The following is a 26,593-nucleotide window of genomic DNA, read 5'->3' on the forward strand; positions in this document are numbered from 1 at the left end:
TCACTCCTCCAAAAACAACTTGATGGTTTCCGGCAGATGCGAGCTGACTTGGTGAGTAAATCCGTTCGAGTCAGACACCCCATGTTCCAGACGTCCGTCAGCGCGCTGAATAACGTAAGGATGATCTGGCATGGACTCACCGGTCACGTCATTGACCAGTTTCAACCGGTCAGTGAAATGCACCGGCATCGGCAACAAGCCACTGAAGGGAGCCGATGTCACTGTGTCACCGATGATGACCGTGCCTGAACCGCCGATGACGACATTGCCGTGACCACCGGTGCTGTCCAGTGTCGCGGCGTTCAAACCATTGATGAACACCGTCGACGCAACAGCACCGGTAATCGGGCTGCCGCAGGCGGATTTGTCGGTCATCCGCGCAGCCGCCAAGCCGTCGAAATTCACATTCGGGGAGCCACTGACAATGGGATTGGTGCCATGTCCCGGCAATGGGCAGGCGGTTGGATCGGTGACGCGGGCGGCGGGTTTTCCGCTCATGAACAGCTCCTTGCAATGTAACGAGGTCATCCTTTCGGGGGCGCAAGCATGCGGGACTTCGCCGGGGACTTCAAACCTTCAGACCAAAAAAGGCGCCCGATCGGGCGCCTTTTTATATGTGGAAACCGCTCAGGTTAGCGCGACGGCGGCACCCGAATATCCCCCGCCCGGCACTCGGTTTTCACACCCTTGCCACACGCGCCGAACTGCAAATCCTTGCCCATGCACACGCGCACTTCCGAGAGTTCCGGGCCGCTGCAAATGACCGCGATGCCATCGGCCGGAATCCCCGGGTTGGCCTTGCGGAACAAGTCGGCGATTTCCTGCGCTTCGAAGTAATACGAGCTGCTGAACGGCTGCAGTTCATCGGGGATTTTCACCGCCGCGACAGCTTTGTCCGCCTCATCCAGATAACCCATCGCGCCGAGGCCGCTGCAGGTGCCGTGCTTGGACCATTCGTGGTCGAGCAGTTTTTTGGTCGGGAACAGCGTCAGGCCTTTGCTGGTTTGCGCCGCGTTCAGCGTGGTCAGCGGTGGGCAGGATTCCGGCCAGCCGCCCTTGGCGTATTGCGGCCACAAGCCGTGCAACACAAAGCCGTAGCCCTTGCCCGTGCACTGCGAGTCATCTTTGTGTGTCAGACAAAAGGTCGGCGACCAGGACAGCGCCAGCAGGTAGTAATCAAACACCCCCGCCACCGATTCCGCCTGGGCTTTGCTCGACTGCGATTGCCGCGCCGAACTCAAACCGATGCTACCGGCCGTCAGCGCAATCACTGCCAAAATTGTAAACAGCTTTTTCATCTACCCGCTCCTTGGGACGCCTGCGTCCGTGGTTTTCGATCCCGGCCAGACTTGGCCAGCGCTGATTTCGCCATGTTTGTGTTGCAAGCGCATGACGCAAGGCAACGCCGTACCCCGTTGAAAGGTCTACGATTAACAGGCAGACATCAAACCAAGGGATCCGAAATGAGTAAAGCAGACGAACTCGCCGCCAAACTCAAGCAAACCCGGCACACCCACGCGGATGCCGCGCTGGAGATCGATTGCTGGCCGGCGCAGGTGTACGACTTGTACCACCGCATCGAGGCGTGGCTGCAACCGGTGACTGAAGTCGGCCTGAAGATTCGGCGCAATCCGACTCACGTTTGCGAAAGCTCACCCGATGGCGAAACCCACGATTACGCCATCGATCAACTGGTGATCGAGGCCAATCATCAAACCCTGACATTTGATCCCATTGCGCGGTTTACCGAGGATGGCGCCGGGCGGGTGCAGATCAGCCCGTCAGCCACGGACACCTATCTGCTGCGTACCGTGGATGAGCACGGTGAAAGCCATTGGTGGATGCAGTCGATTGAAACGGGCCAGCAACTGGACGCTATTGCGCTGACCGAAAACAATTTGTTGCTGGCGGTGCAAGAAGGCCTCGGCCTGTAATCTGCGTCACTGCCGCCGCGCGGAGCAAAATTCGATGATCGCCTGCGATAGCGCGTCGATCATCTGCGGATCGGCATGAGACGCGACAAACAAGCGGAACTGCGCATCCGGTAGCGCCGGCAAGCCCTGTTCCGCGCCCAGCGCGGCCAACCCCTGGCCCAACTGACTCGCCGGCATCGGTGCCACAGCAAATCCGGACAATGCCGCAGCGCGCAAACCGGCGGTGCTCGAACACAACATGGCGGTGCGCTGGGAAACGCCGGCCTGAGCCAGGCGCGTCAACGCAGCTTCGCGATACGGACACGGCTCGGGAAACAGCGCCAGCGGCAATGGCGTCGGCAATTGCGTGACAGGTTGCGCAGCCCACGCCCACACCAGCGGTTCCTGCCAGAGTAAACGTCCCGACTCAGCGGTTTCACACAGCGAACCGATGACCATCTCCAGATCGCCCTGCTGCATCTGGCCCAGTAACGTCCCGGGAATGTTCACCTGCACATCGATCTCCATCCCCGGATGCTGCGCCGCGCAATCCTGCAACGCGCGCAACAATCGCGCCTCGACAAAATCCTCGGAAACACCAATCCGCACCCGCCCCTGAAACGGCGTGCGCGTGAGCTGCGCCCAGGCATCGCGGTTCAACGCCAGAATCGTTCGCGCATAGGCCATCAAACGCTCGCCATCGGCGGTGAGTTGCTGAGAGCGGGTGGTGCGCTTGAGCAGCGGTTTTCCCACCTGATCTTCGAGCCGGCGCAGATGCCCGCTGACCGCCGATTGCGTCAAATGCAGTTTTTCTGCGGCACGGCTGAAGCCGTCCTCGTCGACAACGGCGACAAAGGTCTTCAGTAACAGGGCGTCAAACATAGTGAGATTCGTGATCAGTGACCGATTTATTCACGATTTATAGTTTGAAGCGCGCTATGTTGCAATGCCTCGCACTCTTCCCCCGACTGCCGAGGCTTCACGTGACCACCCTTCTGCACATCGAATGCTCACCGCGCAAACAACGCTCCGCCTCACTGCAAGTGGCGCGCAGCTTCATCGACCGCTATCTGCAGCATCAGCCGCAGACCCACGTCGAAACCCTGGATCTGTGGGGCATGCCGCTGCCGGAGTTCGGCGAGGAGGCAATGAATGCCAAGTACGCCGGCCTCAATGGCACGCCGCTGACGTCCGACCAACAATCGGCGTGGAATGAACTCAAGCACCTCGCCGCGTACCTGCATCGCGCCGACCTGATTGTGCTGTCGGTGCCGCTGTGGAATTTCAGCATTCCGTACAAGCTCAAGCATTTCATCGACCTGGTGTCGCAGAAAGACATCCTCTTCAGCTTCGATCCGGAGCACGGCCTGCAAGGTTTGTTGAAAAACAAAACTGCTGTGGGCGCCTATGCCTGCGGAATGGATTTTTCGGCGCAATCGGTCACACCCGCCGAACGCTTCGACTTTCAGAAACCTTATGTGGCCGCGTGGTTCGATTTTATCGGCATCAGCGATGTGCATGAGTTAAGCGTCGAGAAGACCATTCTCGGCGAAGATGTCGATCGGCAGTCGCGGCTTGCTGCGTCACAACGGGCGCGGGATCTGGCCGATCATCTCGCCCGCTGAAGCGGTCAAAATAGTCATCCGCCGATCAGCGACCCGTTCTGATGACACTCACGAGAGGCTTTTACTACACTGGGCCACCTTCCCTTTCAGAAGCCCCCAGCTCAATGACAATTCTAAAAAGCACGATGACGCTCTGCGGTGCGCTGACATTGGCCACCGCCGTTCAGGCTCAGGAACTCCCTTCGCATCTCGACAGCATCCAGCAACAAGGCCAGTTGCGCGTTTGCACCACCGGCGACTACAAGCCCTACACCTTCAAACGCCCCGACGGCGAGTTCGAAGGCATCGACATCGCCATCGCCCGCTCGCTGGCCGACAGCCTCGGCGTCAAAGTGCAATGGGTGCAAACCACCTGGAAAACCCTGATGCCCGACATGCAGGCCGGCCAATGCGACATCGGCATGGGCGGCATCTCGGTCACGCTCGAACGGCAGAAAAAAGCCTACTTCAGCAACACCCTAAACACCGACGGCAAGATCCCGCTGGTGCGCTGCGCCGATGTCAGCAAGTACCAGACGGTCGAACAGATCAACCAGCCCGGCGTGCGTCTGGTCGAACCCGCCGGCGGCACCAACGAAGCCTTCGTCCACGCCTTCCTGCCCAAGGCGCAACTGGCCCTGCACGACAACGTGACGATCTTCCAGCAACTGCTCGACAACCAGGCCGACGCGATGATCACCGACGCCTCGGAAGCGCTGTATCAGCAGAAACTCAAACCGGGCCTGTGCGCGGTGAATCCGCATCAGTACATGCAGTACGGCGAGAAGGCTTATCTGCTGCCGCGCGATGACATCAGTTGGAAACTGTATGTCGATCAGTGGCTGCACTTGAGCAAAGTCACCGGCAAGTACCAACAGGTTATTGGCGAGTGGCTGGCGGTGCCGCAGTAAGTTGCCTGAGTGCTTCGCTCGCGTCACTGCCCGGCTCAGCGGTCATGACGATGAGCGCCTGATCCGGGCTCTCTGCGCAGGACACAATTTGCCAATCGAGGCTGAGCTTGCCCACCTGCGGGTGCAGAAAAGTCTTGCTGCCGCAGGTCGGGCTGGCGACCAGATGGGTGGCCCACCAGCGACGGAAATCTTCGTCGCGCAGGGAAAGCTCGCCGATCAGCGAAGCCAGACGCGGATCGTCCGGAAAGCGCGCCGTGTCCATTCTTAAAAATGCCACACAGTTGCGCCCGTTGTTCTCCCAATCGACATACAGGCTGCGAAACCTTGGGTCGAGAAATGACAGGCGAATGAGATTGCGTTGTTCGATCGGCATCTCGGCGAAATCAACATACAGCGCCGCCGCCAACGGATTCCACGCCAACACATCCATGTAGCGACCGATGACAAGCGCCGGAATGCCCTGAAGGCTGTCCAGCAGGCGCTGAGTCTGCGGGCCCACGGTTTGCCGACGATGCTGGTCGACAGTGGTTCGACCGAGTCTCGCCAATCGGTAGAGGTAATCCAGATCGTCTTCTTGCAGGCGCAGACTGCGCGCTACCGCCGCTAACGCCGACTTGGACGGTGACAGACGCCCCTGCTCCAGACGCGTGTAGTAGTCGACGCTGATGCCGGCGAGCATCGCCACTTCTTCGCGGCGCAAACCGGCCACACGACGCGCACGGCCTGCGTCGGCAGGCAGACCGACCTGCGTTGGTTCGAGTTCGGAACGACGCGCGCGGAGGAATTCGCCGAGGTCGTTGGGAGTAGTTTGTGTCTTCATGGGGCGATCATGGCGCGCAGGCGCGATTCAGGGAAGGCACTCCTTATCATAGGAAAAACTTTCCCAGGAACTGCACTCTCTTTTTGCCCCCCACCCACCGGTTCACTCTTTGCCTCGTCAGCCGCCAGACGCGGCGCCGCACCAACCGTGGAGTGCACCTATGAAAACCAATGTCAGCTTCCTCAGCAACGGCCTCAAACTCGCCGGCCACCTCTACCTGCCCGCCGACCTGCAACCCGGCGAACAACGCCCGGCCATTGTCGTCGCCCACCCGTTCGGCGGCGTCAAAGAACAGACCGCCGGCCTGTATGCAGGCAAACTCGCCGAAAAAGGCTTGATCGCCCTCGCCTACGACGCCAGCTATCAAGGCGAAAGCGCAGGTGAGCCGCGTTATCTGGAAGACCCGTTCGTACGTGCCGAAGACATCAAAAGCGCCATCGACTTTTTGGCCAACCATGCCTCGGTCAATCCTGAGCGCATCGGCGCCCTCGGCATCTGCGCATCCGGAGGCTACGTGCCGTTCGCAGCCCAGACCGAACGCCGCATCCGCGCCGTCGCCACCGTCAGCGCTGCCGACATCGGCCTGCTCTACCGCGAAGGCCTTGGTGGCACCGGCAGCCCGGAACAACTCAAGCAACTGTTGGAGGAAGTCGGCCAGCAACGCACCCGTGAAGCTCGGGGTGAACCGGTGCGCATCGACCCGATCGTTCCGGAAACCGCTGACATCCGTGCAGACACCCCGACCCTGTTCCGCGAAGGCAGCGATTACTACCGCACCGCCCGCGCACAGCATCCGAATTCGCCGAACAAATATGTGTTCACCAGCATTGGCCGAATCGCGGCGTACTCTTCGTATGACCACATCAACCTGATCTCGCCGCACCCGCTGCTGATGATTGCCGGCACTGAGGCTGACACCCGCTACTTCAGTGAAATGGCGATCGAGAAGGCAATGGAACCCAAGGAGTTGGTGTTGATTGAAGGCGCAAGCCACATCGACCTGTACGACAAAGAACAGTTTGTCGGCCCGGCGGTGCAGAAACTGGCGGGGTTCTTCAAACACTACCTGTAACCCATCGCGATGCACAAAAAAGGGCGCCTTCAACAGGCGCCCTTTCTATTCAGTCGTCATGCAACATCCCGGAGCTGTACTGATTGAGGCTACTGCCAATACTGTTGCCACCAAACTTCAACGTATTGGCATTACGTCCTTCCGGCGACTGACAGTCGCTGGAGAAACAACTGGTGGTAGTAAAGCCACCCGCGCCCGAACACGCGCTCAACACCGATACCGCTGCAGCGATCAACAGCACTTTGACGACATTAAGGCGCATGGCACGATTCCCCTTGGGATGAACAACGACGATCTTGTCTGAGCATCCTAGGCCTGCTTCGCACGCGGCAAGATGAAACTTTGCTGATCGACAGCGCGCGTTCAGAATCGCCTATCCATCAGCCAGGGACCGCCCCGTGCAACCGGATCAACGCCATTTAACGCCAGGAGGCCCAAGCTTGAGACGAGAACTGAGCCCTGCCGAACTCTACAACATCAGATCCGCCCTCTCCGACATCTTTGTCGACAGCGGCGTCGATTACCCCTACATCGCCAGGCAAATCGAAGGCTACGACCCGCAACAGATCAAGGACATTCTGTACTCGGAAGTCGCCGTCGTCTGCGCCGGGAATCTGGAATGCGTACTGCCGCCAGTCTGGACAGGTTTCGAACCTGATTCGTTGAATCGAGAAATCGAGCAAATGCTGCTCGCAAACAAGCACAGCTGGATTCGGCGGCAACTGCATAAGCTGCACACCGCGCGGTTGCGGTTTAGCTATCGAGAGGTTTGGGAGGAGATTACGGCTCACTGCAAAGGGTGGGATTGATACGGGCCTGCGTGGCAAGGGCGCAGCAGCGGAAGACAACGCTTTCGAAACCGAAAAGATCATTGCCCCCTTCTGCGCTCAGGCCTTTGCCGGTTTAGGAATCGCAATCCGGCTCCCAGTCTTGACCTCGCGCAACGCCAGACTCGACTGGATGGAGGCAATCCCCACCTGACGCCGGAGCACCTGCTCGATGAAGTCGCTGTAGCTATCAAGATCCTCGGCCAATACCTGCAACACATAATCGGCATCGCCAGTGATCTTGTGGCAGGCCACCACCTGCGGCAATTGCGCAATCACCGCCTCGAAGGCGTCCGGCGCGTGGTCGGCGTGGGTGGAAAAACGAATGTGCACGAACGCCATGATATCCAGCCCGAGCATTCGCCGATCAAGGTTGGCCTGATAGCCCTTTATGACCCCGGCCTCCTCCATGCGCTTGCGCCGCCGCCAGCACGGCGTAAGGCTCAGCGACAGCCGCTCGCTGAGTTCAGCGTTGGAAATACTGGCGTCTTCCTGCAACAACTCAAGAATCGCCAGGTCGGTCTCGTCGAGGCTGATGCGTTTGGATATTTTTTTCTGCATGACGCCATTCCTGAGTAAAAACGCCCGATTAATCCACCAAACCACGAACACAAAGCAAAGAAAGCGCAGCCCAGACGGAACAGAATATTTGCACTGGCTAACAATAACGGATGCGCAGAATGTTTACAGTTTTCAGTGATTCCCACCGTTTGCACCACGGCACCGAATTGAAAGACGGCGTGCTCAAACCGTCGTTCGAACAACCGAGCCGGGCCGACACCGTGCATAACCGGGTCAAACAGGTCGGCCTCGGGCAGATCGTCGAACCGCGTTCGTTTGACCGCTCGTGCTACGTCAACGCGCACAGCGAGCGCTACGTCAGTTTTCTCGAAAGTGCCTGGGCCGAATGGTGCGCCACCGGTCGCACCCACGACGCCTTGCCGCTGGTATGGCCGGTGCGCGATCTGGCCGGCGAAGAGGTGCCGACGTTCATCGACGGCAAACTCGGTTTCTACGCGATGGATGCCGGTTCGCCGATCACCGCCACGACCTGGCAAGCGGTGAAAACCAGCGCCGATATCGCCCTCACCGGCCTGGCCCTGCTCGATGAAGGCCACGACAGCGCCTTCGCCCTGTGCCGCCCGCCCGGCCATCACGCCGCGCGCGAATACATGGGCGGTTATTGCTACCTCAACAACGCCGCGATTGCCGCGCAACAAGCCATCACCCAAGGCGCGAAACGTGTCGCGGTGCTGGACGTCGACTTCCACCACGGCAATGGCACGCAGAACATTTTTTACCAGCGCAGCGACGTCATGTTCGTCTCGCTGCACGGCGAACCGGCGGTGTCCTATCCGTACTTCTCGGGGTACAGCCATGAAGTCGGCGCGGGTGTCGGCGAGGGTTACAACCTCAACTATCCCCTGCCGAAAAACACCACCTGGGAGAGCTACCGCAACGCCCTGCTCCACGCCTGCAAAAAACTCCAGCAGTTCGCGCCTGAAGTGCTGGTGATTTCCCTCGGTGTCGACACCTTCAAGGACGATCCCATCAGCCACTTCCTGCTGGAAAGCGATGACTTCATCGGCATCGGCGAACTGATCGCCAGCGTCGGCTGCCCGACCCTGTTCGTCATGGAGGGCGGTTACATGGTCGATGAAATCGGCATCAATGCCGTCAACGTGCTGCACGGTTTCGAGAGCAAACGCAGCTGAGCCGCCCGCCGCTCTACAACTTTTCAATGACTGGATCGGAAAATAAGACCATGACGCTTTTTATTGATGTCGATGATGCTGCACGCCTGTTCACCCAAGTCGGTATCCGCCGCGCCATCCGCGAAATGGCCGGCTACATCGAAGCGGACTACGCACGCTGGGCGCAGTTTGATAAATCGCCGCGCACAGCCAATCACTCGGCGGACGGCGTGATCGAGTTGATGCCCACCGACGACGGCCAGCAGTACTCGTTCAAATACGTCAACGGCCACCCGAACAACGGCCAGCAGAATTTGCTCACGGTCATGGCTTTTGGTCTGCTGGCCGATGTGCAAAGTGGCTATCCGACCTTGCTCAGCGAACTGACTCTGACCACCGCCGTGCGCACCGCCGCAACCTCGGCGCTGGTGGCGAAATCGCTGGCGCGCCCGGGTGCAACCTCGATGGCCCTGATCGGCAACGGTGCGCAAAGTGAATTCCAGGCGGTGGCCTTTCATGAAATGTTGGGCATCAATGAAATCCGCATTTTCGATATTGATCGCGACGCTTCGCTCAAACTGAAGCACAACCTCGCCGCGTTCCCGGACATCGACGTGATTCTGGCCCGCTCCGTGAAAGACGCGGTCAAGGGCGCGGACATCGTCACCACGGTCACCGCCGACAAAGCCTACGCAACGATTCTGACCCCCGACATGATCGAGCCCGGCATGCACATCAACGCGGTCGGCGGTGACTGCCCGGGTAAAACCGAGCTGCATGCCGACATCCTGCGCAACGCCCGGGTCATCGTCGAATTCGAGCCGCAGACGCGTATCGAGGGCGACATTCAGCAACTGGAAGCAGATTCCCCGGTGATCGAGTTTTTCCGGGTTGTGCAGGGCGAAGTGGCCGGGCGCGAGAACGACACGCAGGTCACGGTGTTCGATTCGGTAGGTTTTGCCCTGGAAGACTTTTCCTCCCTGCGCTACCTGAAAGACCTGGCGCAGGCCCAGCAAATCGGCCAGCGCATCCACCTGGTGCCGACGCCGGCAAACATCAAAAACCTCTTCCAACTGCTCGATCCACAACCGGCCAAAGCCTCGCGTCTGCGCACCGTCAGTTGATCGCTAATCGCCGCCCCCCAGCCACAGGGGGCGATTCACCTCGTGATTAGCCGCTGCACATCTAACAAGAACGCTCGACACCTACTTTCTGCCAAAACTCAAAAACATAAAATCAAGAGGTTTTGCAATGAAATCGACCCCTTCCGGGCTGCTCGAACAGCCCGCGCTGCAGCGCACGCTCAGCAATCGTCACATCCAGTTAATGGCCATGGGCGGCGCCATCGGCACCGGCCTGTTCATGGGCTCCGGGAAGATCATCGCCCTCTCCGGCACGTCGATCATCCTCATCTACATGATCATCGGCCTGTTCGTGTTTTTCGTCATGCGCGCCATGGGCGAAATGCTCCTGTCCAACCTCAACTTCAAAACCTTCGCCGACTTCGCCGGCGCCTACCTCGGCCCACGCGCGGCGTTCTTCCTCGGCTGGTCGTACTGGCTGAGCTGGAGCGTCGCAGTGATCGGCGATGCCGTCGTGGTCGGCGGATTCTTCCAGTACTGGTTCCCCGACGTCCCGGCGTGGATACCCGCCGTCGGCATGCTGGCGACCCTGTTCGCGTTGAACGTGCTGACCGTCAGGCTGTTCGGTGAGGTGGAATTCTGGTTCGCGATCATCAAGATCATTGCCGTCGTCACCCTGATCGGCGTCAGCACCGTGCTGATCGCCAGCTCATTCGTCTCGCCCAGTGGCGTCACCGCGTCCCTGAGCCACCTGGTGGACAAACAGGCAGCGTTCCCCAACGGCTTGTTCGGCTTCTTCGCCGGATTTCAAATGGCGATCTTCTCCTTCGCCGGCACCGAACTGATCGGCACCGCCGCCGCCGAAACCCGCTCGCCGGAGAAAACCCTGCCCAAGGCCATCAACTCGATTCCGCTGCGGATCATCCTGTTCTACGTACTCGCGCTGACCTGCATTATCGCCGTGACCTCGTGGCAACAGGTCTCCCCGGTCAAGAGCCCGTTTGTCGAACTGTTCCTCGTCGCCGGATTTCCCGCAGCGGCCGGCATCGTCAACTTCGTGGTCCTGACCTCGGCGGCCTCATCGGCCAACAGCGGCGTGTTCTCCTCAAGCCGCATGCTGTTCGGACTGGCCAATCAAGACAACGCCCCCGGCCTATTCCGCCGACTGTCGAGCAACAGCGTGCCACTGCTGAGCCTGGCGTTCACCACGCTGTTGATGCTGGTCGGCGTGCTGGTGCTGTTCATCGTGCCGGAAGTCATGACCGCGTTCACCATCGTCTCCACCGTGTCGGCGATTCTGGTGATCTTCACCTGGTCGACCATCCTCGCGTCTTACATCGCCTACCGCAAAAAACGCCCGGATCTGCATGCGAAGTCGGCTTACAAGATGCCCGGCGGTGTGCCGATGGCGTGGTTCTCGTTGGCGTTTTTGGGGTTTGTGCTGGGGTTGCTGGCGTTGCGGCCTGATACGCGGATTGCGCTGATGGTGATGCCGGGGTGGTTTGTTTGGTTGGGGATTGCTTACCAGTTGACGCGGTTGAGGAAGCCTAAATCTGCGGTGGAGTCGGCGGGGCAGTTTGGCTAGATCTGCAAGAGAAAGCCGTCACCCTAAAGTGACGGCTTTTGGTCTCACTGAAAGGCCGTGCCAATCCTCGAGCGTTCCTCTGAAAACCAGATTCCGGTGACTTTACCGGTAATGTCCTCGAGTGCGACCTGGCCCATAAAGCGGCTGTCGTTACTGACATCGCGGTTATCACCGAGCAGATAAACATGATCCTTCTCGACCACCGTCGGCGGTGTTTGCAGATAACGAGGATCCTTCACGCGATCTGGCGGCGCAAAGAACAGCCCCATGTTCTCGCCGTTGCGAATGACCTTACCGTCAACAATCGACAAGGTATCGCCACCCACAGCCGCCACACGTTTGACCGCCTCCGTGCCGTTGTAGCGATAAGTCACAATGTCGCCCACCTGCGGCGCGTCAATGCGCATTTTGGTCACGATATAGTCACCGATCGAAAGGGTCGGAACCATTGAGCCAGAGGGGATGAAGTAAGTCCTGAACCCCAGCGTCGGGCCTCGCAATGGCCCCAAAAGAACCAGCGTGAGAATGACCAGCGCCACCACGTAAAGCACATGGAAACGGGTGCTGGGGCTGTTCACCGGATGGTCGTTTTTGCGCACCGATATCGCTGCTGCCGTGGCCGAGCCGAGTTTCACCAGGACAATAAAGGTAGCGAAGACATACAGGCCCACTGGCGTGGCAGGCACCCCGCAGACACCGAGTAAAATCACACCCAGATAGAGCAAAGCGGCAACACGCACCGCCCACTTCACCTGACCGGCATACACCAGACCCCAGCCGGCCACCAGGCACGACATCACAAATGCTTGCAGCGGCAGCTTCGGCTTATCAGGAGCAGACATAAATTCTCTTCACGTAAATAGCTGATAATCAAGCGCCCGGCCTATTCAGCCAACAGGGCGCTACGGGCAATGCAGAGGGGGGTTATTTAGCGGAAAAATAACCCGTTGTACGCAATTGCAGGCTGTACACCCAGATACCAAACACCAGTGCATATTCTTTGAACATTGGCAGGGTAAGCAGATGCACAACCGAACCGCTGTTCATTTGCGACACAGAGAAGGCAATTCCCAGGATCAACGCCAGAACAAAGCACAGCGAGCTGATCTTCTTTCTCGCCAGCAACAGCAAGCCGCCGACAAACATCAACAATGCCACCACGCAGACGTTCAACAACATCAAGAACGAAATATCCCCTTCCCGCGCTTGTTGAAACCCGTCATGAGCCACCCACAGGCCGGCCTGAATCAACACGACAAAGCAATAAAAAACGGCCATGAAGACAACGGCGGGACGTGTGTTGTACCAAGCTTGGGGCGATGTAGCTTCCATGGTGCGGCGACTCCTGAGTAAAGGCGCGGAATGCTACTAAATGGCCATCACCCTGTCCATTTACTCACCCTCCTCCCGGCTGCTTTGCTCAGCGCCAACAGCCCCTCCGTGGCAACGGCTAAGCCGTTTGCCACAAAGGGAGCTGATTTACGCCTTCACCTCAACATTATCCAACGCCTGATTCACCGCCAACTCGCCCAGCATCACCACCTGCGCAATGCCCAGCGCGGTTTTGCGGTGCGAGGGGTCGAGTGCTGCGGCGAAGTTGTTGAGCATTTCCGAGGCGGAACTGAGAGTTTCACTGGCATTGGCCAGCAGGGATTCCGAGTCGTATTTGGGGTTGGCGAGGTACATGCGCTCGGGCTCGTTGACGCTGGCCATGATGTGCCCGGCGGGAAGGAGGTAGTGATCGAGCGCGCGCTCGGCGGCTTCGTGGAGTTTTTTGGGGTTGAGGGATTCGTAGGGGGATGCGGGATCGGTTTCTGGTGGGTTGGGCGTTACTTTGAACATAGATGGAACCTCTAGCGCGATTACTAAAAGAAGCCATCACCCACGCTACCAAACGATGGGTGGCGGCCATACGCGGGTTGGTAGACCGGTCGCACTAGAACCCGGCGCCCACGAATGGGCCCCACGCATGACCACCATGAAATCCTAGTCCTGGGAAAGCGACTGAATTAGGTGGTGCGATGCATCTAGACACGAAGCGGGCTACCAAACCCGATCACTGGTTTTCAGTGACGTGAGGACGATAGAACCTGCGGGCTAGACGCACAAGCCGGGGGATTCTGTCTTAGGTGTAGGGGGTGGCGCAAGGTGTTGTAGGTCTTGGACGACACCGCCTCAACTTACTTAAACAAGCGCAGCCTTTGCTGTTTAAATTCACGAAAATCCGAGCGCCTCGCCGTCAGACATCGAGCAAAGTAAGTCTGATACAGTCGCAACGGTTAATTCGATGACAGGAAGTCAAACATGGCAAAGCCAGCCGCACGCATTACCGATCCCACCAGTTGCCCCATGCCCGGGCACGGCGCGAAAGCCATCGCCTCCGGGTCCCCCGATGTATTTTTTGATGGGCTGGCAGCTGCTCGAAAGGACGACACTTGCACCTGTGGCAGTGCACTATCCTCAGCTGTGTCTGGCACGGTATTTATCAATGGCAAGAATGCTGCGCTTGTTGGCACTACCGGAAGTCATGGCGACGTTGTCATTGGCGGCTCAGGTCCAGTGATCATTGGTAACTCGCATACACCTGCGTCCTTTATCCCGCCTATCCCGATGATCGTTCATGGAAACTGGATTGGCTTCAAGATCTCGGCTGCCGAAAGTTACGAAGGACTTTCTTGCGTAGCTCATTTTGAAGATGGGTCGAAGATGCAAGGCGTGTTCGACGCTAAAAACACCGTGAAATTTTTCAACCCAACGGGTAAAGCCTGTACCGCGATCGATTACGGAACTGATGAGCTCCAAAACGGCCCGTCCCTTCTAGAAACTATTCTCGGCAAAATTCAGAGATAAGGAACATCTCATGACAGAACCCATGCTCATCACAGGCAGTTACGTCTTGAAAAGAGAGCACGACCTACATAGCTCGCCTCTAGAAATGGCGATTGCTGGGATGGAAGGTGCAGCAGCACGCTTTGCCACTGACGCTATCAAGGACGCCGACACTCGATTGAAATATCAGAGCAAGATCAAGGAAATGTCTCGACTTGTTGAGAGCGAAGTCTTGGCAGGAAATGTTTCCGCAAAGGATGGCGTCGCATATTGCCAAGAAATGCGTAACAACATCATGAGCGAACATCGAAAATTCACTTCCGCTCAAGGCGTTGCTGTTGCTGAATACATCAAGCTCAACGGCCCAACATTGCAAACCACTCTAGATAAGTACGCCCACTCATTATTCAAGAAAAAATTTGACCTTTTGACCGATTTAGAAAAATCTAAAGTCCATTATCTGATCCTGAAAAAATCGGGGGTAGACAACGCAAAAGTGACTCGTGGCACAAAGATGATGAAGGTTACGGGAAAAGTCGCCTGGATCATCACCGCTGCCTTCGCAGCCTCAGAAATCTACAAAGCTGACAACAAAACTAAAGAAGCCGGTCGCCAAGGGATTATTCTAGGTGGCGGTGCCGCCGGTGGCGCGTTGGCTGGACTGAGTATCTCAATGCTGTGCGGTCCCGCCGCCCCAGTTTGCGCAATCGCTGTTGTGATTGCGGGAAGCGTAGCAGGAGGCATCCTCGGCGACTATGTGGCAGATAGTTTTGATGAGGAACTGGAGGAGTTTTTGACATGGAACGTTCAATGACGGATGAGGAACTCGCTTACGTTTATTGGGCGCTATCCGACGCTTTTGTTGATACAGAGGTTGATTACGAAGCTATTGCACGTCAAACCGAAGAATACGACCCAGAAGAAATAAAACGAATTCTTTATCATGAGGTTGCGCCAGTCTGTCATACCAATCTTGAAACTGTCATTCCAATAATATGGTCTGCCTTCAATTTAGAAAACCTCAAATCCGATATAGAAAAAACATTAAAAGCTCGAGAAGGCAGCTATTTTCGACGACAAAGAGACAAACTACTAATTCGCTGGCTGGAATTTAGATACGGCTACATCTGGAAGGAAATCAGCAAACAATATCAAAAGTAAATTGCCTCGCACAAAGCGCAAAATCCAGATATTTCAGACTCACCTCAACAAGCGAAAGGATTAATAAATGACTCATCTGACAGACAACTGCACAGGCGACGCAAAAAAGAACAAAATCTGCAGCACATACACTATAAATGTCATCTCGAGAATTGCGTTAATGCCTGGCAAAACAATTCAAGGATGCTGCAGGGAGCTTGAGGGCGAGCACACTATTTTTCACTACCAGAGCAAAACAGTCGCAAAAGACGAAGGATTTTTTTCAGTAGGAAAAAGCTGCGCACAAAGCTTTCTAAAAATAATAAAACAAGAGCTTCCTGCGCTCATCGACCCGATTCAACACCTCTCAATACCCACAACCAGAACAATTTCCAGCAATACCACTACATCCACCTCATGCCAGACAAGCACTCCGACACCCGCGATAAACCAAGAGCTTTACACCGCCATTAACTTATTTGCCATTTTACAAAACACAATTCCGAAATACGCTCTGCAGCGAATATTACTAACCATACATAACACACCACATCAAGCTGTCGACGAAAAAGTCGTATGGGACTTCATCAAAGTACTCTCATCCTTTAAGAAACCACTTAACGAACTTATTACAGATGCAAAACAGAAATACCCCAACATGAAAACCTACAGCTTTCCAATAATCAACTCCATTGCCAGTAAAAACTGGATTAACCTCCCTTAACTACACAGTTATAAAAAAATGGGGCAGACCACCATACTCAGACATTCAGTGTCAGCCCCATCAGCGAATGTAACTACACAATTGCAACACTTGAGATTTTGCCCAACCCCATTTCTGATAAACTCCCTCGCCTTCGCCCCTCTGATCCAGATTCCCCCAATGCCTCTACAACCCGCCCCACTCTCCCGCCGCTTCTCCGTCGCACCGATGATGGATTGGGCGTAGCCATCCACCAAGGTGCCAATCTGCTTGGCTATCCCTCTGTAACCTCTTCGCTTTGTAGCAATTTCTAAGCAAGCTGCAATCACTGCCTGACGCGGGCACTGTCGGTACTATGGCTTGTACTTTTTCTCGATAGGAGCCGACGCCATGCGTGGTGATTAATTGCGCAATTTCCACCCTATTTTGAAGAGATCAGTGCTCGGTTTTTTTAAGTTCAAGCTGATATTTATGATTCATGGTGGCTGCCTGTAAAATTTCGGCATGAGGATACGAGCGTTTTACTAAACCAGCTAAATCGACACGATCAGCCTCTGGCATTCGGCAACCAAGTATAACGGCAGTCAACTCCTTACTCCCAAACTTAACATCTTCGTGCGGCGCCAATCTATCACGCCCATCGCCCGAATAAATACGCCACTCCCTTTCATGAGCCCAAGCATCAGACTTAGTATAAATCAGGTCATCTACTCTTCTTTGCTGGTCGAATCTTATCAACCCAGCTAAAAAGTCTGAGAGTTCATCTTCACTGAACAGACTCGGAATTTCCTCTCGATATTTTACAGGCTTCGCTGTGGAGTACGGACTATCGGCGCCATGCTCTTGCTCGAACTTGAGTACAGCGCCTTTGTTGCTGTCTGCGTAGTAGGCCCACATAAGTTGATTATTCGGCGAATCAGTCAAGCATAATATTTTAGAAGTAGAGAGACAGCGTCGGGCAAAGTTATTTACTTCAGTGATTCCCTCATCCAAAACTTTAAAGGATTCAGCGATACCTTCGGCCAACCCCCTAATAAAAAAATTTTTCGTCATGCCTGGGCAGACTTCGCGAAACGCTTGAATTACGGCGTTCATGCCGTTGCCCTCCGCACCTACATACTCTCCCGTATAAACCTTCCAAGTTTTTTCTAGCGCGTCCTGCATCACCTTATTTCTATTGAAATCCACCCTTAAATCAAATTGGATATCATAAGGATCATTTAGAGTCGCGGGGGTCGTCCAGCGAAGAGTTTGATTCTCGAGAACGATTTTTGCCGTACTTAAACTCATATATTTATAGAAAGCGTCAGGCACAGTCGATTCTCCTGAAATCACACACACAAAAACAGCTCACCACTATCAAGTCGTCTAGCGCTTACTGACATCCATGCAGTTCTAACTTTCGGCCACACCTCGTAATCCAAGACATGGGCAGGGTTAGTGCAACATAGGCAAAACTTCAAGGCGCTATGTTAGCGTATCGGACGCCTATGCCGGCGCCACGCTGGATGGACCGCCCAATTTGGCCGCCGTGTTAACGAAGGCTGCCACCTCGCGGGGCTCCAGGGCCTGTAACTTGGCATCGGCCAGGATGTTGAGCCAGACGGCTAGACGGGTGGCACAGGAAGGGATTTTCTGCGCTACGGCATTCGCATGCTCGAACAGCACACGTTCCAGATCCTCCGGAGGTAGCGGTTGCTGTTCCGGGCGCAAGGCGGCGGCGATATCGGAGGTAAGTACAGCCACGTCGAGGGGTAGTTCGGCGAGGCGCTGCTGGTAGGTCGGGGTTTGCGGCAGGGACATATAAGCACTTCCTAGGGTTGAGGCCGAATAGCGTAGATCAGGACAGACAACAGTGAATACTTTCTATTCTCCCACTGCTAGGGCCAGGACGAATGATAGGGATTCGAACCCCTTCTGTCGTCGCCACACGCCGCTCAAGGCCAACATAAGCACACTTTTCCGCACGATCCTTTGGCGTCCTGCGGTCTATTGCGGCCCTAGATTTGCCCTAAATATGCCCTAAGCGTCATTGGGAACATTTTACTCAAGCCGCCTAGATCTTTCGACCGCCGCGACATAGTTCGCTTGCGGCCAAATGTCATAAGAGACCCATTTATCGGGAGGCGAACGCAAGAATCAGAACAGATACGTGGCAGTCATGGTTTGTGTCTCTCCGAGCGTTCGAGGAGAGCGCTCAGTTCGGGGTGCTTAGAAACTCCAGACTTGTAGGCCAGGTAAGAGGGAAGCTCAAGATGGATGCAGGTTCGAAGGGCGCGCACGAGTAGTAAAATCTGCCCGTCGCCAATCTTCGCAACGTCTTCTGCCGTTAAGACATCATTGGGCGCACACAGAACAGTCCAGTTTAGTTGTGAGTTTATGTTGAGGTTGATTGCAATGCCGTCTTGGGTTGGAAGCAAAACGATAGCCACCGCGTTAGGGAAACCCACTAGCCTATTAAAGGCTGGGTCTCCTTGCTTCGTGAACAATGTGCTACCACGCACCTCAGGCTCGTCATCCCCATCGCGAAACCAAAGTCCCTTGTGCAGCTCTTTGCCATAGTCTGATTCAAGGACTTTAGGCCCGAAAAGACAATAGGCCACGCCTATAGCAAGCTTACACATAAAGCGCTGATCAAACTTTCGATCAACCGTAACTCGAGTTTTTTGTTCAAGTTCGCCTTCAGTATTGGCCAGGAAAAAATCCGAGCGCATCCGATCCAAGTCATCAGGCTGCGCGAACCCGATGCTGCTCGGATCAGCGCCTTCGACCTTAGTGCACATGATCTTCTTGACCCTACGGCCATTAAACGCTTGTTCAAACGACAGCCAAGTTTTGAGCGGATCCTGATGCGACTTTTCTGAAAATAAAAAATACGCTCTTGTCTCTGTACTCTTCATCGTCCGCGGGTTTCCACCGACGTACGCAGCCAATCTATCATCGTGTGGGCGAAGCCAAAATACCTGCTCACCCAATGGTCCTAACCACATTTCACATACATGGCCCTCTGGAAGTTCGGGAGGGCAGAGGTCGGCGATGCCCATACACAGTAGTGATACTCCAACCGGATCATCCTTGTCATAAAAAGCTGACGAGGAATCGCGAAGCCAGTTAGAAACTAGCCAGTTTTTTTCGAAAGAAGCATCAACAAATAACCCGAGGTTGCTATTGCAGCTTTTGCAGACCTCTCTTGTCTTGAGAAAGTCGGGAACATGCGCCCCACCCAAAAACTGCGGAACAACGTGCTCTAGCGTGAACTCTTGATCATCCTTATCTTTGCGGCAGTAAATGCAATGTCCCATAGTCCCTCCCACAGTTCATACGAATACGTCGAGGGTAGCACAGTGACAGCATACTTCTGAGACGTGGTCAGATTGAACATCCGAGTCGAAGACAACTCCACAAAATCTTAATAACTGACCACAATTAGCGCCTGCTCGACCGGTATGGACACAAAGAGGGCGAGACTGTAGTTTGCCGATCCCGACTGGAAAGCCTCGATTTGCAAAGGAAAGATCATGGACAAGTGGTGCCTATTTGCCGCAGCAGAGAGGACGTGTACCAGCTTCGCCTCGAAGATTGCACTGACCTTCAACACTCAAGAGGATGCGAATGGTGTAATCAATAATTTTGGGCACGAGGTCACCCAAAATGCGATGGATTTAGCCGTTCTCGACTGGTGCCATCTATATGGCCAGCGCAAAGACGCAGTAAATAGGGGCCAGACCACAATATTCAGTCGATTCGTCTCGCCTCATCCGCAAGCCAGAGCACGCAGTAACGACGCGTAAACCTCCGTCCTATCCCAATCCTGATAAACTGCCCAACCTTCGCCCCTCTGATCCAGATTCCCCCAATGCCTCTACAACCCGCCCCACTCTCCCGCCGCTTCTCCGTCGCCCCAATGATGGATTGGACCGACCGCCATTGCCGTTTCTTCCTACGCCTCCTGTCGAAGAACGCCCTGCTCTACACCGAAATGGTCACCACAGGCGCGCTGCTCAACGGCGATCACGAACGCTTCCTACGTCACAACGAAGCCGAGCACCCTCTCGCCTTGCAACTCGGCGGTAGTGTCCCGTTGGATCTGGCCGCCTGCGCACGCATGGCCCAGGAGCATGGCTACGACGAAGTGAACTTGAACGTCGGCTGCCCAAGCGATCGTGTGCAAAACAACATGATCGGCGCATGCCTGATGGGTCATCCGCAACTGGTGGCGGATTGTGTGAAGGCGATGCAAGACGCTGTGTCGATTCCAGTAACGGTAAAGCACCGCATCGGCATCAACGGTCGGGACAGTTACGCGGAGCTGTGTGATTTCGTCGGCACCGTGCGCGATGCCGGGTGCACCAGTTTTACCGTGCATGCGCGGATTGCGATTCTGGAGGGGTTGTCGCCGAAGGAGAATCGTGACATTCCGCCGTTGCGCTATGACGTGGCGGCGCAGTTGAAGGCGGATTTTCCGGCGTTGGAGATTGTGCTGAATGGCGGGATCAAGACGATGGAGGCTTGCCATGAGCATTTGCAGACGTTCGACGGTGTGATGTTGGGGCGTGAGGCCTATCACAATCCGTATTTGCTGGCGGAGGTGGATCAGCAGTTGTTTGGCAGTTCGGCGCCGGTGATCAGTCGGGCTGAGGCGTTGGCGCAGTTGCGTCCTTATATAGCCGAGCATTTGCTGGCCGGTGGGGCGATGCATCACATCACGCGGCATGTGCTGGGCCTGGGCACGGGGTTCCCGGGGGCGCGGAAATTCCGTCAGTTGTTGTCGGTGGATATTCACAAGGCCAAGGATCCGCTGGCGTTGCTGGATCAGGCAGCTGAGTTGCTTGAAGGTCGTTGATTGAAGTTTTGAGTGTGCGGGCGACGCATGAGCGTTGCCCGGTGTTTTGTTGTACTGACAGGATGTCTTTTGTTTATGCCCGCGTTTACTTTTTCTGCTTTCAAGCGTTTCACCCTCCTCGCTTTGTTCAGCTTCACTTCCGACGTTTATGCGCACTGCGATGGCTTTTGCATGGGCCGGACCGATACGCCGTGGGAGGTGACGCAGTTTTCCGGCTTCACTTTGGTGTCTTTAATCCTTGCACCTATTTCGTCTAGCCAGGAAACGACCGACAGCCATAAACGCGTTTACTCCGCCGAGGAGCAAGAAGACGCGCGACTCTATCTGGCCAGCGACGGCATGCTGCAGGCCGCGTATTTCACCTCGGCCTTGCAGCGCTATCGCCAGGAGTCGTCAGATTCGGCGCTAAACGATCTCGCCGTTGCGGCGTTGATCAGCGCTCAGTGATCAGGCTGCCGCTGCGGCGGTCCAGTTGACCCAGCCAAACAGCCACGTCGCCAGAATCAATAAACCAAACGCGATCCGGTACCAGGCGAATGCGGCGTAGCTGTGGTTGGCAATAAACTTCAGCAAGCCGCGCACGGCGATCATCGCGAAGATGAACGCGGTGACGAAGCCGAGGGCGAAGACTGGCAGGTCGCTGGGTTGGAACAGGTCGCGGTATTTGTAGCCGGAGTACACGGCGGCGCCGACCATGGTCGGCATGGCGAGGAAGAACGAGAATTCGGTGGCGGCTTTGCGCGACAGGCCGAAGAGCAGGCCGCCGATGATGGTCGAGCCGGAGCGCGAGGTGCCGGGAATCATCGCCAGGCATTGTACGAAACCGACTTTCAGTGCGTGAGACCAGCGCATGTCGTCGACGTGTTCGACACTGATCACATGGCTGCGCTGTTCGGCCCACAGCATAATGATGCCGCCGACGACCAGTGCCACGGCGACGGTGATCGGGTTGAACAGGTATTCGTGGATGGCGTCGGCGAACAACACGCCCAAGACCACGGCGGGCAGAAAGGCGATCAGCAAGTTGAGGGTGAAACGTTGAGCATTGCGTTGAGTGGGCAGGCCTTTGATGATGTCGAAGATCTTCGGTCGAAACTCCCAGACGACGGCAAGGATGGCACCCAATTGAATAATGATGTTGAAGGCCATTGCGCGTTCACCGCCGAATTCCAGCAAGTCGGCTACGATGATCTGGTGGCCGGTACTCGAGATCGGCAAGAACTCGGTCAGGCCTTCTACCGCACCTAATATCAACACCTGGAAAAGGGTCCAGAAATCCATTAATCCTCCGTCAGAGCGCTCTTGGCGAGCGACCGGGTAATAACACTCAGGGGTTGAGTATCTGCAGTGAGACCATTGACATACATAAACGCAAAAGTTCATCAGCCATAAAGATTACGTCTTATTAAAAGACACACTCAAGCCATGTTAGTAATCGTCGGCCGACGAACTACGCAGAAAATATTTAGGCCTTTCTGCAGAAAAAAGTTGCTCGGACAAGAGAGTGTGATCAATATCACATTATTCCGAGATGGCCAGACAGTGGCAAATGGACACAAACAAAGCTATCGCATTCACCTCAAAATAGTGGCACCATTGCATATCGCCACCATCTAAGCAGTAGTTCACCCCTCCGAGAAAATCAACTAAAAGCTTGAAAAGCTTAATTATTGTTAGAAAACTCGCGAGACACGTCTAAAATCCGCGCAAATGTTACCAATTGTCAGTCACAGATGAGAACCGGTGCTTTAACATCCCGATGTCAGCACTTAATTCGAGTCAATGCATGATGCTCTCAGGGAACTTAGCGACTAGAAGCCCGCGCCCGACAAACGACGAACCTGGTGTTCTTACTCTGGGTCGTACCCGTGGCGTGGCTGAACATTTCAAAGCGCTAGTCGCCCAGCATGTACGCACTGATATGGCGCTCGAAGCCGATGCGTACACTAGTTCATATCAGTTGAATGAACAGTCTGGTTCGTATCGAGCCATCTTCCTGGTTATCGACAGCCCACAGGCTCTTGAAGACAATCTGGCGTTGGTCGAGAACCTGCGCAGCGACAACTTGAAACCGATCATTTGCGCAGTCATCACCGGTCGCGGCGCCTTCAACAAGATCAAGTACTATCTTGCCGGTGCAGATGTTTGTATCAAGCTCAATACCCTTTCCGAGGATGGCGCCGAGTTGCTGGGCGAGTTCTTCAACAGTGAAGAATGGCAACGCGATATCGATCTGACGCTTGATCCGACCCGCATTTGCCTGATGGGCACCAGCAAGAAGCTCGACATCTCGTTTGCCGAAATGAAGATCCTCGAAGCCTTCGCGCAAACCAGCAATCACATCCTGAGCCATGATGAAATCGCCAATATCATGGGCCTCAACAGCAATTTCTACGACCCTCGGGCACTGGAAAAATCAATCAGTCGCTTGCGTGGAAAAATCAAGGACATGTATGGTACAAACGCGATTCAGAGCATTCGCGGCTATGGCTATCGCCTGCTGCGGGGTCTGATATCGACTGCCTGAGTCTCGGGCAGCCATCCCTTTTGCATACGTACGAAGGATCGTCTGATGCAACCATATCGTTCCAATTCTGCTTCACGCCTGTTTGAAATCAAGCAATTGAATGAGCGCGACAACACGACCCATAACAATAAAACTCCATAACATAGCAGCAGATCGAGTGGAATTTATCGAGGGCCAATCTTGGGCCCAGACCCTGCCTATCGATTACTTCCGAGGAAGTCATTGCTCGCCTGCCGATTTTTCTTTTAGCCAATTTTGGTGTGTATTTAGGAGAGAGACATGGAAACTAGTACAACCCTCCCAAGGAAATATTTTGTTGTCGTGACTCACAGTACAACGTCGCAACGTGAATTGGAGAGCATGCTGTCCAGTGAACGTTTCAATTCGTTTGAAGGGGTTGATTCGCCCTCTTCCGCTCCAATGGTGATGGAGTTCACATATCCAAGCATCAGTCGCAAAAATGCCCCGCGCAGTATTGAACACGATACTCAGCGAATATTGGCCACGCTTGAGTCCGAATGGCTGGCAGCACAATCGGCCAATCCTTTCCAGAATGCCCCGGCAATCACTGCGGAAACCCGCAACATGCCGCCCGCCGCTGAAGGTGATATGCCTGGCAATGAAACCTGGCATCTTGATCCGGATCAGGGTGCACTGGTCAAAGAAGGTGTCGAAATCAGCCTCACTGGCCTGGAAACAGCACTGGTCAGAAAGATGCTCAGCCATGAAGAGCGTGTTGTCAGTCGTGACGAGCTGATCCTCAGCATCGGCCGAGAGCCGGAACAATATCGCGGCCTGGAAATGTGCCTGAGTCGCCTGCAAGACAAATTCAAAAGCGCCAGTCAGGGTGAACGACTGTTTCGTGCCGTCAGAAATCGCGGTTATTGCCTGATCCAGGAAATCGTCGCGTAACCACGCAAGACCTCCACGAACAGAACAAACAGACAAAAGTGCGATTACAAAAACAACAAGAGCACTCTGTTTGGCTTCATCTTCCTCCCTGAATTAAACATTCCCTGCCTCCACCCCTCCAACAGTAACAAATACAACATCATTTATTCACCCCCTCCTCTGCGACCTTTTCTAACACTCTTATATTTAATTATTAAAAAGTTGGCACTGTGCCATCTTGTTAGAACTCGTCAGACACCATTCCAGCCAATAACTTAGTCTATTGACTGACGACAGTTCGGCATATCGATGTTGTTACCTCAGGACACTCGTTAGAACAAAAACAATAAGTCTGCATAACAACTCGGTTTTCAACTGTTGAAACCTGAATGGACGTCTTTTGGGGATACCGTATGGATCTTTCTCTAAGTATCAATCGAAGCACAGGCCTCAAGGGACTGACCTTTTGGGGCCAATGGGCGCTGGCACAGGGCTTTGTGGTGACACTGTTGTTCATACTCGCCGAGCAGCACACCGGGACGGTCGCGTTCTACTACCGGATGTGTGCAACGCTGGCGGTACTGGCGTCGGTGCCGGCTTACACGTTTAGCGGTGTTTATCGCAAACGTGACAACTACCTGACCGGTCTCGGTCGACTGTTTATGGGTTGGTCGATGACCATGGCGGCGCTGGCGTGCATCGCTTTTGTCTGCCAGGCCGATGAGCTGTTTTCGCGGCAGGTGATTTTGAGTTGGGCGGTGTATGGCTTCCTCGGTCAGGCGTTTCTCTACGCGCCGCTGCATGCGTTTTCCAAGTACTACCAGCGTTCGCGTAAAAGCGAACACAAGACGCTGATCGTCGGCACTGGCGAACTGGCGTTGGGTCTGGCGAAGAAGCTCAGCCAGCTGGAGAATCTGCCGTTGGTAGGTTTGGTCAGCAATGGCGATGTGTCTGCGCTGGGTAAAGATTCACCGCGTGTGGTTGGCGCTCAGGAAGACTTGCTGAAGCTGATCGAAGCCCATGACATTCGTCGTTTGTACATTACCCTGCCGTTGTGTGAAGCGGCGAAAATCGAAGCGATTTATGGTGACTTGCTAGGGGCCAACGTTGATGTGGTGTGGGTGCCGGACTTGAACAGTCTGACCTTGCTCAATCACTCGGTGAAGGTTGTGGACGGTCTGCCGGCGATCTACTTGAACGAAAGCCCGTTGACCAGCCGCCCGACCGCTGCGCTGAGCAAAAGCCTGATGGAGAAAACCGTGGCCTTGCTGGCGATCATCGCGCTGAGCCCGATCTTGCTGATCATTGCGCTGGCGGTGAAGATCAACTCGCCCGGCCCGGTGTTTTTCAAGCAGGATCGCCATGGCTGGAACGGCAAGGTGATCAAGGTCTGGAAGTTTCGCTCGATGCGTGTTCACGATGACCGTGAAGTGAAGCAGGCCAGCCGTAACGACTCGCGCATTACTCCGGTCGGGCGCTTTATCCGCCGCACGTCGCTGGATGAATTGCCGCAACTGTTCAACGTGCTGCAAGGGCACATGGCACTGGTCGGGCCGCGTCCGCACGCTGTTGCGCACAACCATTTCTACTCGGGGAAAATCCTCGCTTACATGGCGCGTCACCGGATTAAACCGGGTATCACCGGGCTGGCCCAGATCAGCGGCTGCCGCGGTGAGACGGACACCCTCGACAAGATGCAGAAACGTGTGGAGATTGACCTGCAGTACATCAACAGTTGGTCGTTGTGGCTGGACCTGAAGATCCTGGTGAAGACGCCGTTTACGTTGCTGTCGAAGGATATTTACTGAGGTTCAACACTGGATACCGCAAGGGGACGAAAGTCCCCTTTTTTGTGCTTGGGATTTGGGAGCAAGAGTGGATTGTGGAGGGATGCAAAGAACTTGTGGGAGCGAGCCTGCTCGCGAAAGCGGCGGGTCAGGTAACGGGGATGCTGACTGTGCTGACGCCTTCGCGAGCAGGCTCGCTCCCACAGGGGATTTGTGGTTGGCTCAGGATTTTTGGCGTGATGAGAATCCAATGTGGGAGCGAGCTTGCTCGCGAAAGCGGTGGGTCAGGCAACGAGGTTGTTGACTGTGCTGACGCCTTCGCGAGCAAGCTCGCTCCCACAGGGAATTTGGGATGGCATCGGGAT

At 55.3% G+C, this 26,593-nt stretch carries 31 protein-coding genes; 18 read left to right on the top strand and 13 right to left on the bottom strand.

All coding sequences use genetic code 11. The features are described from left to right. Both A8O26_RS27070 and A8O26_RS27075 read right to left on the bottom strand, forming a co-directional pair. The gene (locus tag A8O26_RS27070) at positions 1 to 498 is read right to left on the bottom strand and encodes a PAAR domain-containing protein (RefSeq protein ID WP_064120693.1); all 498 of its coding nucleotides are present in this window, start codon (positions 496 to 498) and stop codon (positions 1 to 3) included. Between the two features lie 134 nt (positions 499 to 632). After that, positions 633 to 1,298: a ribonuclease T2 gene (locus A8O26_RS27075; protein ID WP_064120694.1), complete on the bottom strand. Its 666-nt coding sequence runs from the start codon at positions 1,296 to 1,298 to the stop codon at positions 633 to 635. A gap of 165 nt (positions 1,299 to 1,463) precedes the next feature. Here A8O26_RS27075 and A8O26_RS27080 point away from each other — a divergent pair, with 165 nt between their 5' ends. After that, entirely contained in the window at positions 1,464 to 1,934 is a 471-nt protein-coding gene (locus tag A8O26_RS27080; RefSeq protein WP_064120695.1) for a hypothetical protein, read from the top strand. Positions 1,935 to 1,940: 6 nt separating this feature from the next. Here A8O26_RS27080 and A8O26_RS27085 read toward each other — a convergent pair whose 3' ends face one another. Beyond that, positions 1,941 to 2,795 (bottom strand): LysR substrate-binding domain-containing protein, encoded by an 855-nt coding sequence (locus tag A8O26_RS27085; RefSeq protein ID WP_064120696.1) that lies wholly within the window; start codon positions 2,793 to 2,795, stop codon positions 1,941 to 1,943. Positions 2,796 to 2,896: 101 nt separating this feature from the next. On the opposite strand from A8O26_RS27085, the gene A8O26_RS27090 reads away from it, so the two are divergent. Next, entirely contained in the window at positions 2,897 to 3,538 is a 642-nt protein-coding gene (locus A8O26_RS27090; protein ID WP_064120697.1) for an FMN-dependent NADH-azoreductase, read from the top strand. Positions 3,539 to 3,642: 104 nt separating this feature from the next. Continuing rightward, the gene (locus tag A8O26_RS27095; RefSeq protein WP_172828218.1) at positions 3,643 to 4,428 is read left to right on the top strand and encodes a transporter substrate-binding domain-containing protein; all 786 of its coding nucleotides are present in this window, start codon (positions 3,643 to 3,645) and stop codon (positions 4,426 to 4,428) included. Here A8O26_RS27095 and A8O26_RS27100 read toward each other — a convergent pair. Continuing rightward, positions 4,397 to 5,248 (bottom strand): helix-turn-helix domain-containing protein, encoded by an 852-nt coding sequence (locus A8O26_RS27100; protein WP_064120699.1) that lies wholly within the window; start codon positions 5,246 to 5,248, stop codon positions 4,397 to 4,399. The two genes, A8O26_RS27095 and A8O26_RS27100, sit on opposite strands and share 32 nt — an antisense overlap. A 160-nt stretch (positions 5,249 to 5,408) precedes the next feature. Here A8O26_RS27100 and A8O26_RS27105 point away from each other — a divergent pair, with 160 nt between their 5' ends. After that, the gene (locus tag A8O26_RS27105) at positions 5,409 to 6,320 is read left to right on the top strand and encodes an alpha/beta hydrolase (RefSeq protein WP_064120700.1); all 912 of its coding nucleotides are present in this window, start codon (positions 5,409 to 5,411) and stop codon (positions 6,318 to 6,320) included. Positions 6,321 to 6,369: 49 nt separating this feature from the next. Here A8O26_RS27105 and A8O26_RS27110 read toward each other — a convergent pair whose 3' ends face one another. Next, the gene (locus A8O26_RS27110) at positions 6,370 to 6,582 is read right to left on the bottom strand and encodes a hypothetical protein (protein WP_064120701.1); all 213 of its coding nucleotides are present in this window, start codon (positions 6,580 to 6,582) and stop codon (positions 6,370 to 6,372) included. A 178-nt stretch (positions 6,583 to 6,760) separates the two neighbouring features. On the opposite strand from A8O26_RS27110, the gene A8O26_RS27115 reads away from it, so the two are divergent. Further along, positions 6,761 to 7,129, top strand: a complete 369-nt coding sequence (locus A8O26_RS27115) for a DUF7079 family protein (protein ID WP_253757055.1) — start codon at positions 6,761 to 6,763, stop codon at positions 7,127 to 7,129. A gap of 78 nt (positions 7,130 to 7,207) precedes the next feature. Here the strand turns inward: A8O26_RS27115 and A8O26_RS27120 are convergent, their stop codons facing one another. Further along, entirely contained in the window at positions 7,208 to 7,708 is a 501-nt protein-coding gene (locus A8O26_RS27120) for an Lrp/AsnC family transcriptional regulator (RefSeq protein WP_064120702.1), read from the bottom strand. 119 nt (positions 7,709 to 7,827) lie between these two features. On the opposite strand from A8O26_RS27120, the gene A8O26_RS27125 reads away from it, so the two are divergent. From A8O26_RS27125 to A8O26_RS27135, 3 genes are all read left to right on the top strand, one after another. Then, positions 7,828 to 8,862: a histone deacetylase family protein gene (locus tag A8O26_RS27125; protein ID WP_064120703.1), complete on the top strand. Its 1,035-nt coding sequence runs from the start codon at positions 7,828 to 7,830 to the stop codon at positions 8,860 to 8,862. A 50-nt stretch (positions 8,863 to 8,912) separates the two neighbouring features. Beyond that, the gene (locus A8O26_RS27130) at positions 8,913 to 9,965 is read left to right on the top strand and encodes an ornithine cyclodeaminase (protein ID WP_064120704.1); all 1,053 of its coding nucleotides are present in this window, start codon (positions 8,913 to 8,915) and stop codon (positions 9,963 to 9,965) included. A gap of 127 nt (positions 9,966 to 10,092) precedes the next feature. Further along, positions 10,093 to 11,508 carry an amino acid permease gene (locus A8O26_RS27135; RefSeq protein WP_064120705.1) on the top strand — a complete coding sequence of 472 codons (1,416 nt, stop codon included), beginning with the start codon at positions 10,093 to 10,095 and terminating at the stop codon, positions 11,506 to 11,508. A gap of 44 nt (positions 11,509 to 11,552) precedes the next feature. On the opposite strand, the gene lepB is transcribed toward A8O26_RS27135, so the two are convergent. The 3 genes from lepB to A8O26_RS27150 all read right to left on the bottom strand — a co-directional run bounded on the left by lepB (position 11,553) and on the right by A8O26_RS27150 (position 13,350). After that, the gene (gene lepB, locus A8O26_RS27140) at positions 11,553 to 12,350 is read right to left on the bottom strand and encodes a signal peptidase I (protein ID WP_064120706.1); all 798 of its coding nucleotides are present in this window, start codon (positions 12,348 to 12,350) and stop codon (positions 11,553 to 11,555) included. Between the two features lie 82 nt (positions 12,351 to 12,432). Then, positions 12,433 to 12,840, bottom strand: coding sequence for a hypothetical protein (locus tag A8O26_RS27145; RefSeq protein ID WP_064120707.1), 408 nt, complete (start codon positions 12,838 to 12,840; stop codon positions 12,433 to 12,435). 147 nt (positions 12,841 to 12,987) lie between these two features. After that, entirely contained in the window at positions 12,988 to 13,350 is a 363-nt protein-coding gene (locus A8O26_RS27150; RefSeq protein WP_064120708.1) for a DUF6124 family protein, read from the bottom strand. Positions 13,351 to 13,812: 462 nt separating this feature from the next. Between A8O26_RS27150 and A8O26_RS27155 the strand changes: the two genes are divergently transcribed. The 4 genes from A8O26_RS27155 (at position 13,813) to A8O26_RS27170 (ending at position 16,201) form a co-directional block, all read left to right on the top strand. After that, a complete protein-coding gene (locus A8O26_RS27155) occupies positions 13,813 to 14,358 on the top strand; it encodes a PAAR domain-containing protein (RefSeq protein WP_064120709.1) in 546 nt (181 codons plus the stop codon). 10 nt (positions 14,359 to 14,368) lie between these two features. Further along, a complete protein-coding gene (locus tag A8O26_RS27160; protein ID WP_064120710.1) occupies positions 14,369 to 15,151 on the top strand; it encodes a hypothetical protein in 783 nt (260 codons plus the stop codon). Further along, positions 15,136 to 15,498 carry a DUF7079 family protein gene (locus tag A8O26_RS27165; protein ID WP_064120711.1) on the top strand — a complete coding sequence of 121 codons (363 nt, stop codon included), beginning with the start codon at positions 15,136 to 15,138 and terminating at the stop codon, positions 15,496 to 15,498. Before A8O26_RS27160 ends, A8O26_RS27165 begins: the two co-directional genes overlap by 16 nt. A gap of 67 nt (positions 15,499 to 15,565) precedes the next feature. Then, positions 15,566 to 16,201 carry a hypothetical protein gene (locus A8O26_RS27170; protein WP_064120712.1) on the top strand — a complete coding sequence of 212 codons (636 nt, stop codon included), beginning with the start codon at positions 15,566 to 15,568 and terminating at the stop codon, positions 16,199 to 16,201. 414 nt (positions 16,202 to 16,615) lie between these two features. Here A8O26_RS27170 and A8O26_RS27175 read toward each other — a convergent pair whose 3' ends face one another. The 3 genes from A8O26_RS27175 to A8O26_RS27185 all read right to left on the bottom strand — a co-directional run bounded on the left by A8O26_RS27175 (position 16,616) and on the right by A8O26_RS27185 (position 19,482). Next, the gene (locus tag A8O26_RS27175) at positions 16,616 to 17,494 is read right to left on the bottom strand and encodes a DUF2971 domain-containing protein (RefSeq protein WP_064120713.1); all 879 of its coding nucleotides are present in this window, start codon (positions 17,492 to 17,494) and stop codon (positions 16,616 to 16,618) included. 174 nt (positions 17,495 to 17,668) lie between these two features. Continuing rightward, positions 17,669 to 17,983, bottom strand: coding sequence for a hypothetical protein (locus tag A8O26_RS27180; RefSeq protein WP_064120714.1), 315 nt, complete (start codon positions 17,981 to 17,983; stop codon positions 17,669 to 17,671). 356 nt (positions 17,984 to 18,339) lie between these two features. After that, positions 18,340 to 19,482, bottom strand: coding sequence for an HNH endonuclease (locus A8O26_RS27185; protein WP_064120715.1), 1,143 nt, complete (start codon positions 19,480 to 19,482; stop codon positions 18,340 to 18,342). Between the two features lie 216 nt (positions 19,483 to 19,698). Between A8O26_RS27185 and A8O26_RS27190 the strand changes: the two genes are divergently transcribed. The 3 genes from A8O26_RS27190 to A8O26_RS27200 all read left to right on the top strand — a co-directional run bounded on the left by A8O26_RS27190 (position 19,699) and on the right by A8O26_RS27200 (position 21,470). After that, positions 19,699 to 19,971 (top strand): hypothetical protein, encoded by a 273-nt coding sequence (locus A8O26_RS27190; RefSeq protein WP_064120716.1) that lies wholly within the window; start codon positions 19,699 to 19,701, stop codon positions 19,969 to 19,971. 65 nt (positions 19,972 to 20,036) lie between these two features. Then, entirely contained in the window at positions 20,037 to 21,023 is a 987-nt protein-coding gene (gene dusA / locus A8O26_RS27195; RefSeq protein ID WP_081265266.1) for a tRNA dihydrouridine(20/20a) synthase DusA, read from the top strand. Positions 21,024 to 21,098: 75 nt separating this feature from the next. After that, positions 21,099 to 21,470, top strand: a complete 372-nt coding sequence (locus A8O26_RS27200) for a DUF2388 domain-containing protein (RefSeq protein ID WP_064120718.1) — start codon at positions 21,099 to 21,101, stop codon at positions 21,468 to 21,470. On the opposite strand, the gene A8O26_RS27205 is transcribed toward A8O26_RS27200, so the two are convergent. Further along, positions 21,471 to 22,304, bottom strand: a complete 834-nt coding sequence (locus A8O26_RS27205; protein WP_064120719.1) for an undecaprenyl-diphosphate phosphatase — start codon at positions 22,302 to 22,304, stop codon at positions 21,471 to 21,473. It abuts the gene before it with no gap. Positions 22,305 to 22,809: 505 nt separating this feature from the next. Between A8O26_RS27205 and A8O26_RS27210 the strand changes: the two genes are divergently transcribed. From A8O26_RS27210 to A8O26_RS27220, 3 genes are all read left to right on the top strand, one after another. After that, a complete protein-coding gene (locus A8O26_RS27210) occupies positions 22,810 to 23,550 on the top strand; it encodes a winged helix-turn-helix domain-containing protein (protein ID WP_064120720.1) in 741 nt (246 codons plus the stop codon). Positions 23,551 to 23,829: 279 nt separating this feature from the next. Further along, positions 23,830 to 24,462, top strand: a complete 633-nt coding sequence (locus A8O26_RS27215; protein ID WP_064120721.1) for a winged helix-turn-helix domain-containing protein — start codon at positions 23,830 to 23,832, stop codon at positions 24,460 to 24,462. A 392-nt stretch (positions 24,463 to 24,854) separates the two neighbouring features. Beyond that, entirely contained in the window at positions 24,855 to 26,249 is a 1,395-nt protein-coding gene (locus tag A8O26_RS27220; RefSeq protein WP_064120722.1) for an undecaprenyl-phosphate glucose phosphotransferase, read from the top strand. Positions 26,250 to 26,593: the final 344 nt, after the last annotated feature.

The organism is Pseudomonas fluorescens (assembly GCF_001648775.1).
Classification (GTDB): domain Bacteria; phylum Pseudomonadota; class Gammaproteobacteria; order Pseudomonadales; family Pseudomonadaceae; genus Aquipseudomonas; species Aquipseudomonas fluorescens_M.

Excerpts from the sequence above, each read along its gene's own strand:
- A8O26_RS27070 (WP_064120693.1), bottom strand. The coding sequence starts at position 498 with ATGAGCGGAAAACCCGCCGCCCGCGTCACCGATCCAACCGCCTGCCCA.
- A8O26_RS27075 (WP_064120694.1), bottom strand. The coding sequence starts at position 1,298 with ATGAAAAAGCTGTTTACAATTTTGGCAGTGATTGCGCTGACGGCCGGT.
- A8O26_RS27080 (WP_064120695.1), top strand. The coding sequence starts at position 1,464 with ATGAGTAAAGCAGACGAACTCGCCGCCAAACTCAAGCAAACCCGGCAC.
- A8O26_RS27085 (WP_064120696.1), bottom strand. The coding sequence starts at position 2,795 with ATGTTTGACGCCCTGTTACTGAAGACCTTTGTCGCCGTTGTCGACGAG.
- A8O26_RS27095 (WP_172828218.1), top strand. The coding sequence starts at position 3,643 with ATGACAATTCTAAAAAGCACGATGACGCTCTGCGGTGCGCTGACATTG.
- A8O26_RS27100 (WP_064120699.1), bottom strand. The coding sequence starts at position 5,248 with ATGAAGACACAAACTACTCCCAACGACCTCGGCGAATTCCTCCGCGCG.
- A8O26_RS27105 (WP_064120700.1), top strand. The coding sequence starts at position 5,409 with ATGAAAACCAATGTCAGCTTCCTCAGCAACGGCCTCAAACTCGCCGGC.
- A8O26_RS27110 (WP_064120701.1), bottom strand. The coding sequence starts at position 6,582 with ATGCGCCTTAATGTCGTCAAAGTGCTGTTGATCGCTGCAGCGGTATCG.
- A8O26_RS27120 (WP_064120702.1), bottom strand. The coding sequence starts at position 7,708 with ATGCAGAAAAAAATATCCAAACGCATCAGCCTCGACGAGACCGACCTG.
- A8O26_RS27125 (WP_064120703.1), top strand. The coding sequence starts at position 7,828 with ATGTTTACAGTTTTCAGTGATTCCCACCGTTTGCACCACGGCACCGAA.
- A8O26_RS27130 (WP_064120704.1), top strand. The coding sequence starts at position 8,913 with ATGACGCTTTTTATTGATGTCGATGATGCTGCACGCCTGTTCACCCAA.
- A8O26_RS27135 (WP_064120705.1), top strand. The coding sequence starts at position 10,093 with ATGAAATCGACCCCTTCCGGGCTGCTCGAACAGCCCGCGCTGCAGCGC.
- lepB (WP_064120706.1), bottom strand. The coding sequence starts at position 12,350 with ATGTCTGCTCCTGATAAGCCGAAGCTGCCGCTGCAAGCATTTGTGATG.
- A8O26_RS27145 (WP_064120707.1), bottom strand. The coding sequence starts at position 12,840 with ATGGAAGCTACATCGCCCCAAGCTTGGTACAACACACGTCCCGCCGTT.
- A8O26_RS27150 (WP_064120708.1), bottom strand. The coding sequence starts at position 13,350 with ATGTTCAAAGTAACGCCCAACCCACCAGAAACCGATCCCGCATCCCCC.
- A8O26_RS27155 (WP_064120709.1), top strand. The coding sequence starts at position 13,813 with ATGGCAAAGCCAGCCGCACGCATTACCGATCCCACCAGTTGCCCCATG.
- A8O26_RS27160 (WP_064120710.1), top strand. The coding sequence starts at position 14,369 with ATGACAGAACCCATGCTCATCACAGGCAGTTACGTCTTGAAAAGAGAG.
- A8O26_RS27165 (WP_064120711.1), top strand. The coding sequence starts at position 15,136 with ATGGAACGTTCAATGACGGATGAGGAACTCGCTTACGTTTATTGGGCG.
- A8O26_RS27170 (WP_064120712.1), top strand. The coding sequence starts at position 15,566 with ATGACTCATCTGACAGACAACTGCACAGGCGACGCAAAAAAGAACAAA.
- A8O26_RS27180 (WP_064120714.1), bottom strand. The coding sequence starts at position 17,983 with ATGTCCCTGCCGCAAACCCCGACCTACCAGCAGCGCCTCGCCGAACTA.
- A8O26_RS27185 (WP_064120715.1), bottom strand. The coding sequence starts at position 19,482 with ATGGGACATTGCATTTACTGCCGCAAAGATAAGGATGATCAAGAGTTC.
- A8O26_RS27190 (WP_064120716.1), top strand. The coding sequence starts at position 19,699 with ATGGACAAGTGGTGCCTATTTGCCGCAGCAGAGAGGACGTGTACCAGC.
- dusA (WP_081265266.1), top strand. The coding sequence starts at position 20,037 with ATGCCTCTACAACCCGCCCCACTCTCCCGCCGCTTCTCCGTCGCCCCA.
- A8O26_RS27200 (WP_064120718.1), top strand. The coding sequence starts at position 21,099 with ATGCCCGCGTTTACTTTTTCTGCTTTCAAGCGTTTCACCCTCCTCGCT.
- A8O26_RS27205 (WP_064120719.1), bottom strand. The coding sequence starts at position 22,304 with ATGGATTTCTGGACCCTTTTCCAGGTGTTGATATTAGGTGCGGTAGAA.
- A8O26_RS27210 (WP_064120720.1), top strand. The coding sequence starts at position 22,810 with ATGATGCTCTCAGGGAACTTAGCGACTAGAAGCCCGCGCCCGACAAAC.
- A8O26_RS27215 (WP_064120721.1), top strand. The coding sequence starts at position 23,830 with ATGGAAACTAGTACAACCCTCCCAAGGAAATATTTTGTTGTCGTGACT.
- A8O26_RS27220 (WP_064120722.1), top strand. The coding sequence starts at position 24,855 with ATGGATCTTTCTCTAAGTATCAATCGAAGCACAGGCCTCAAGGGACTG.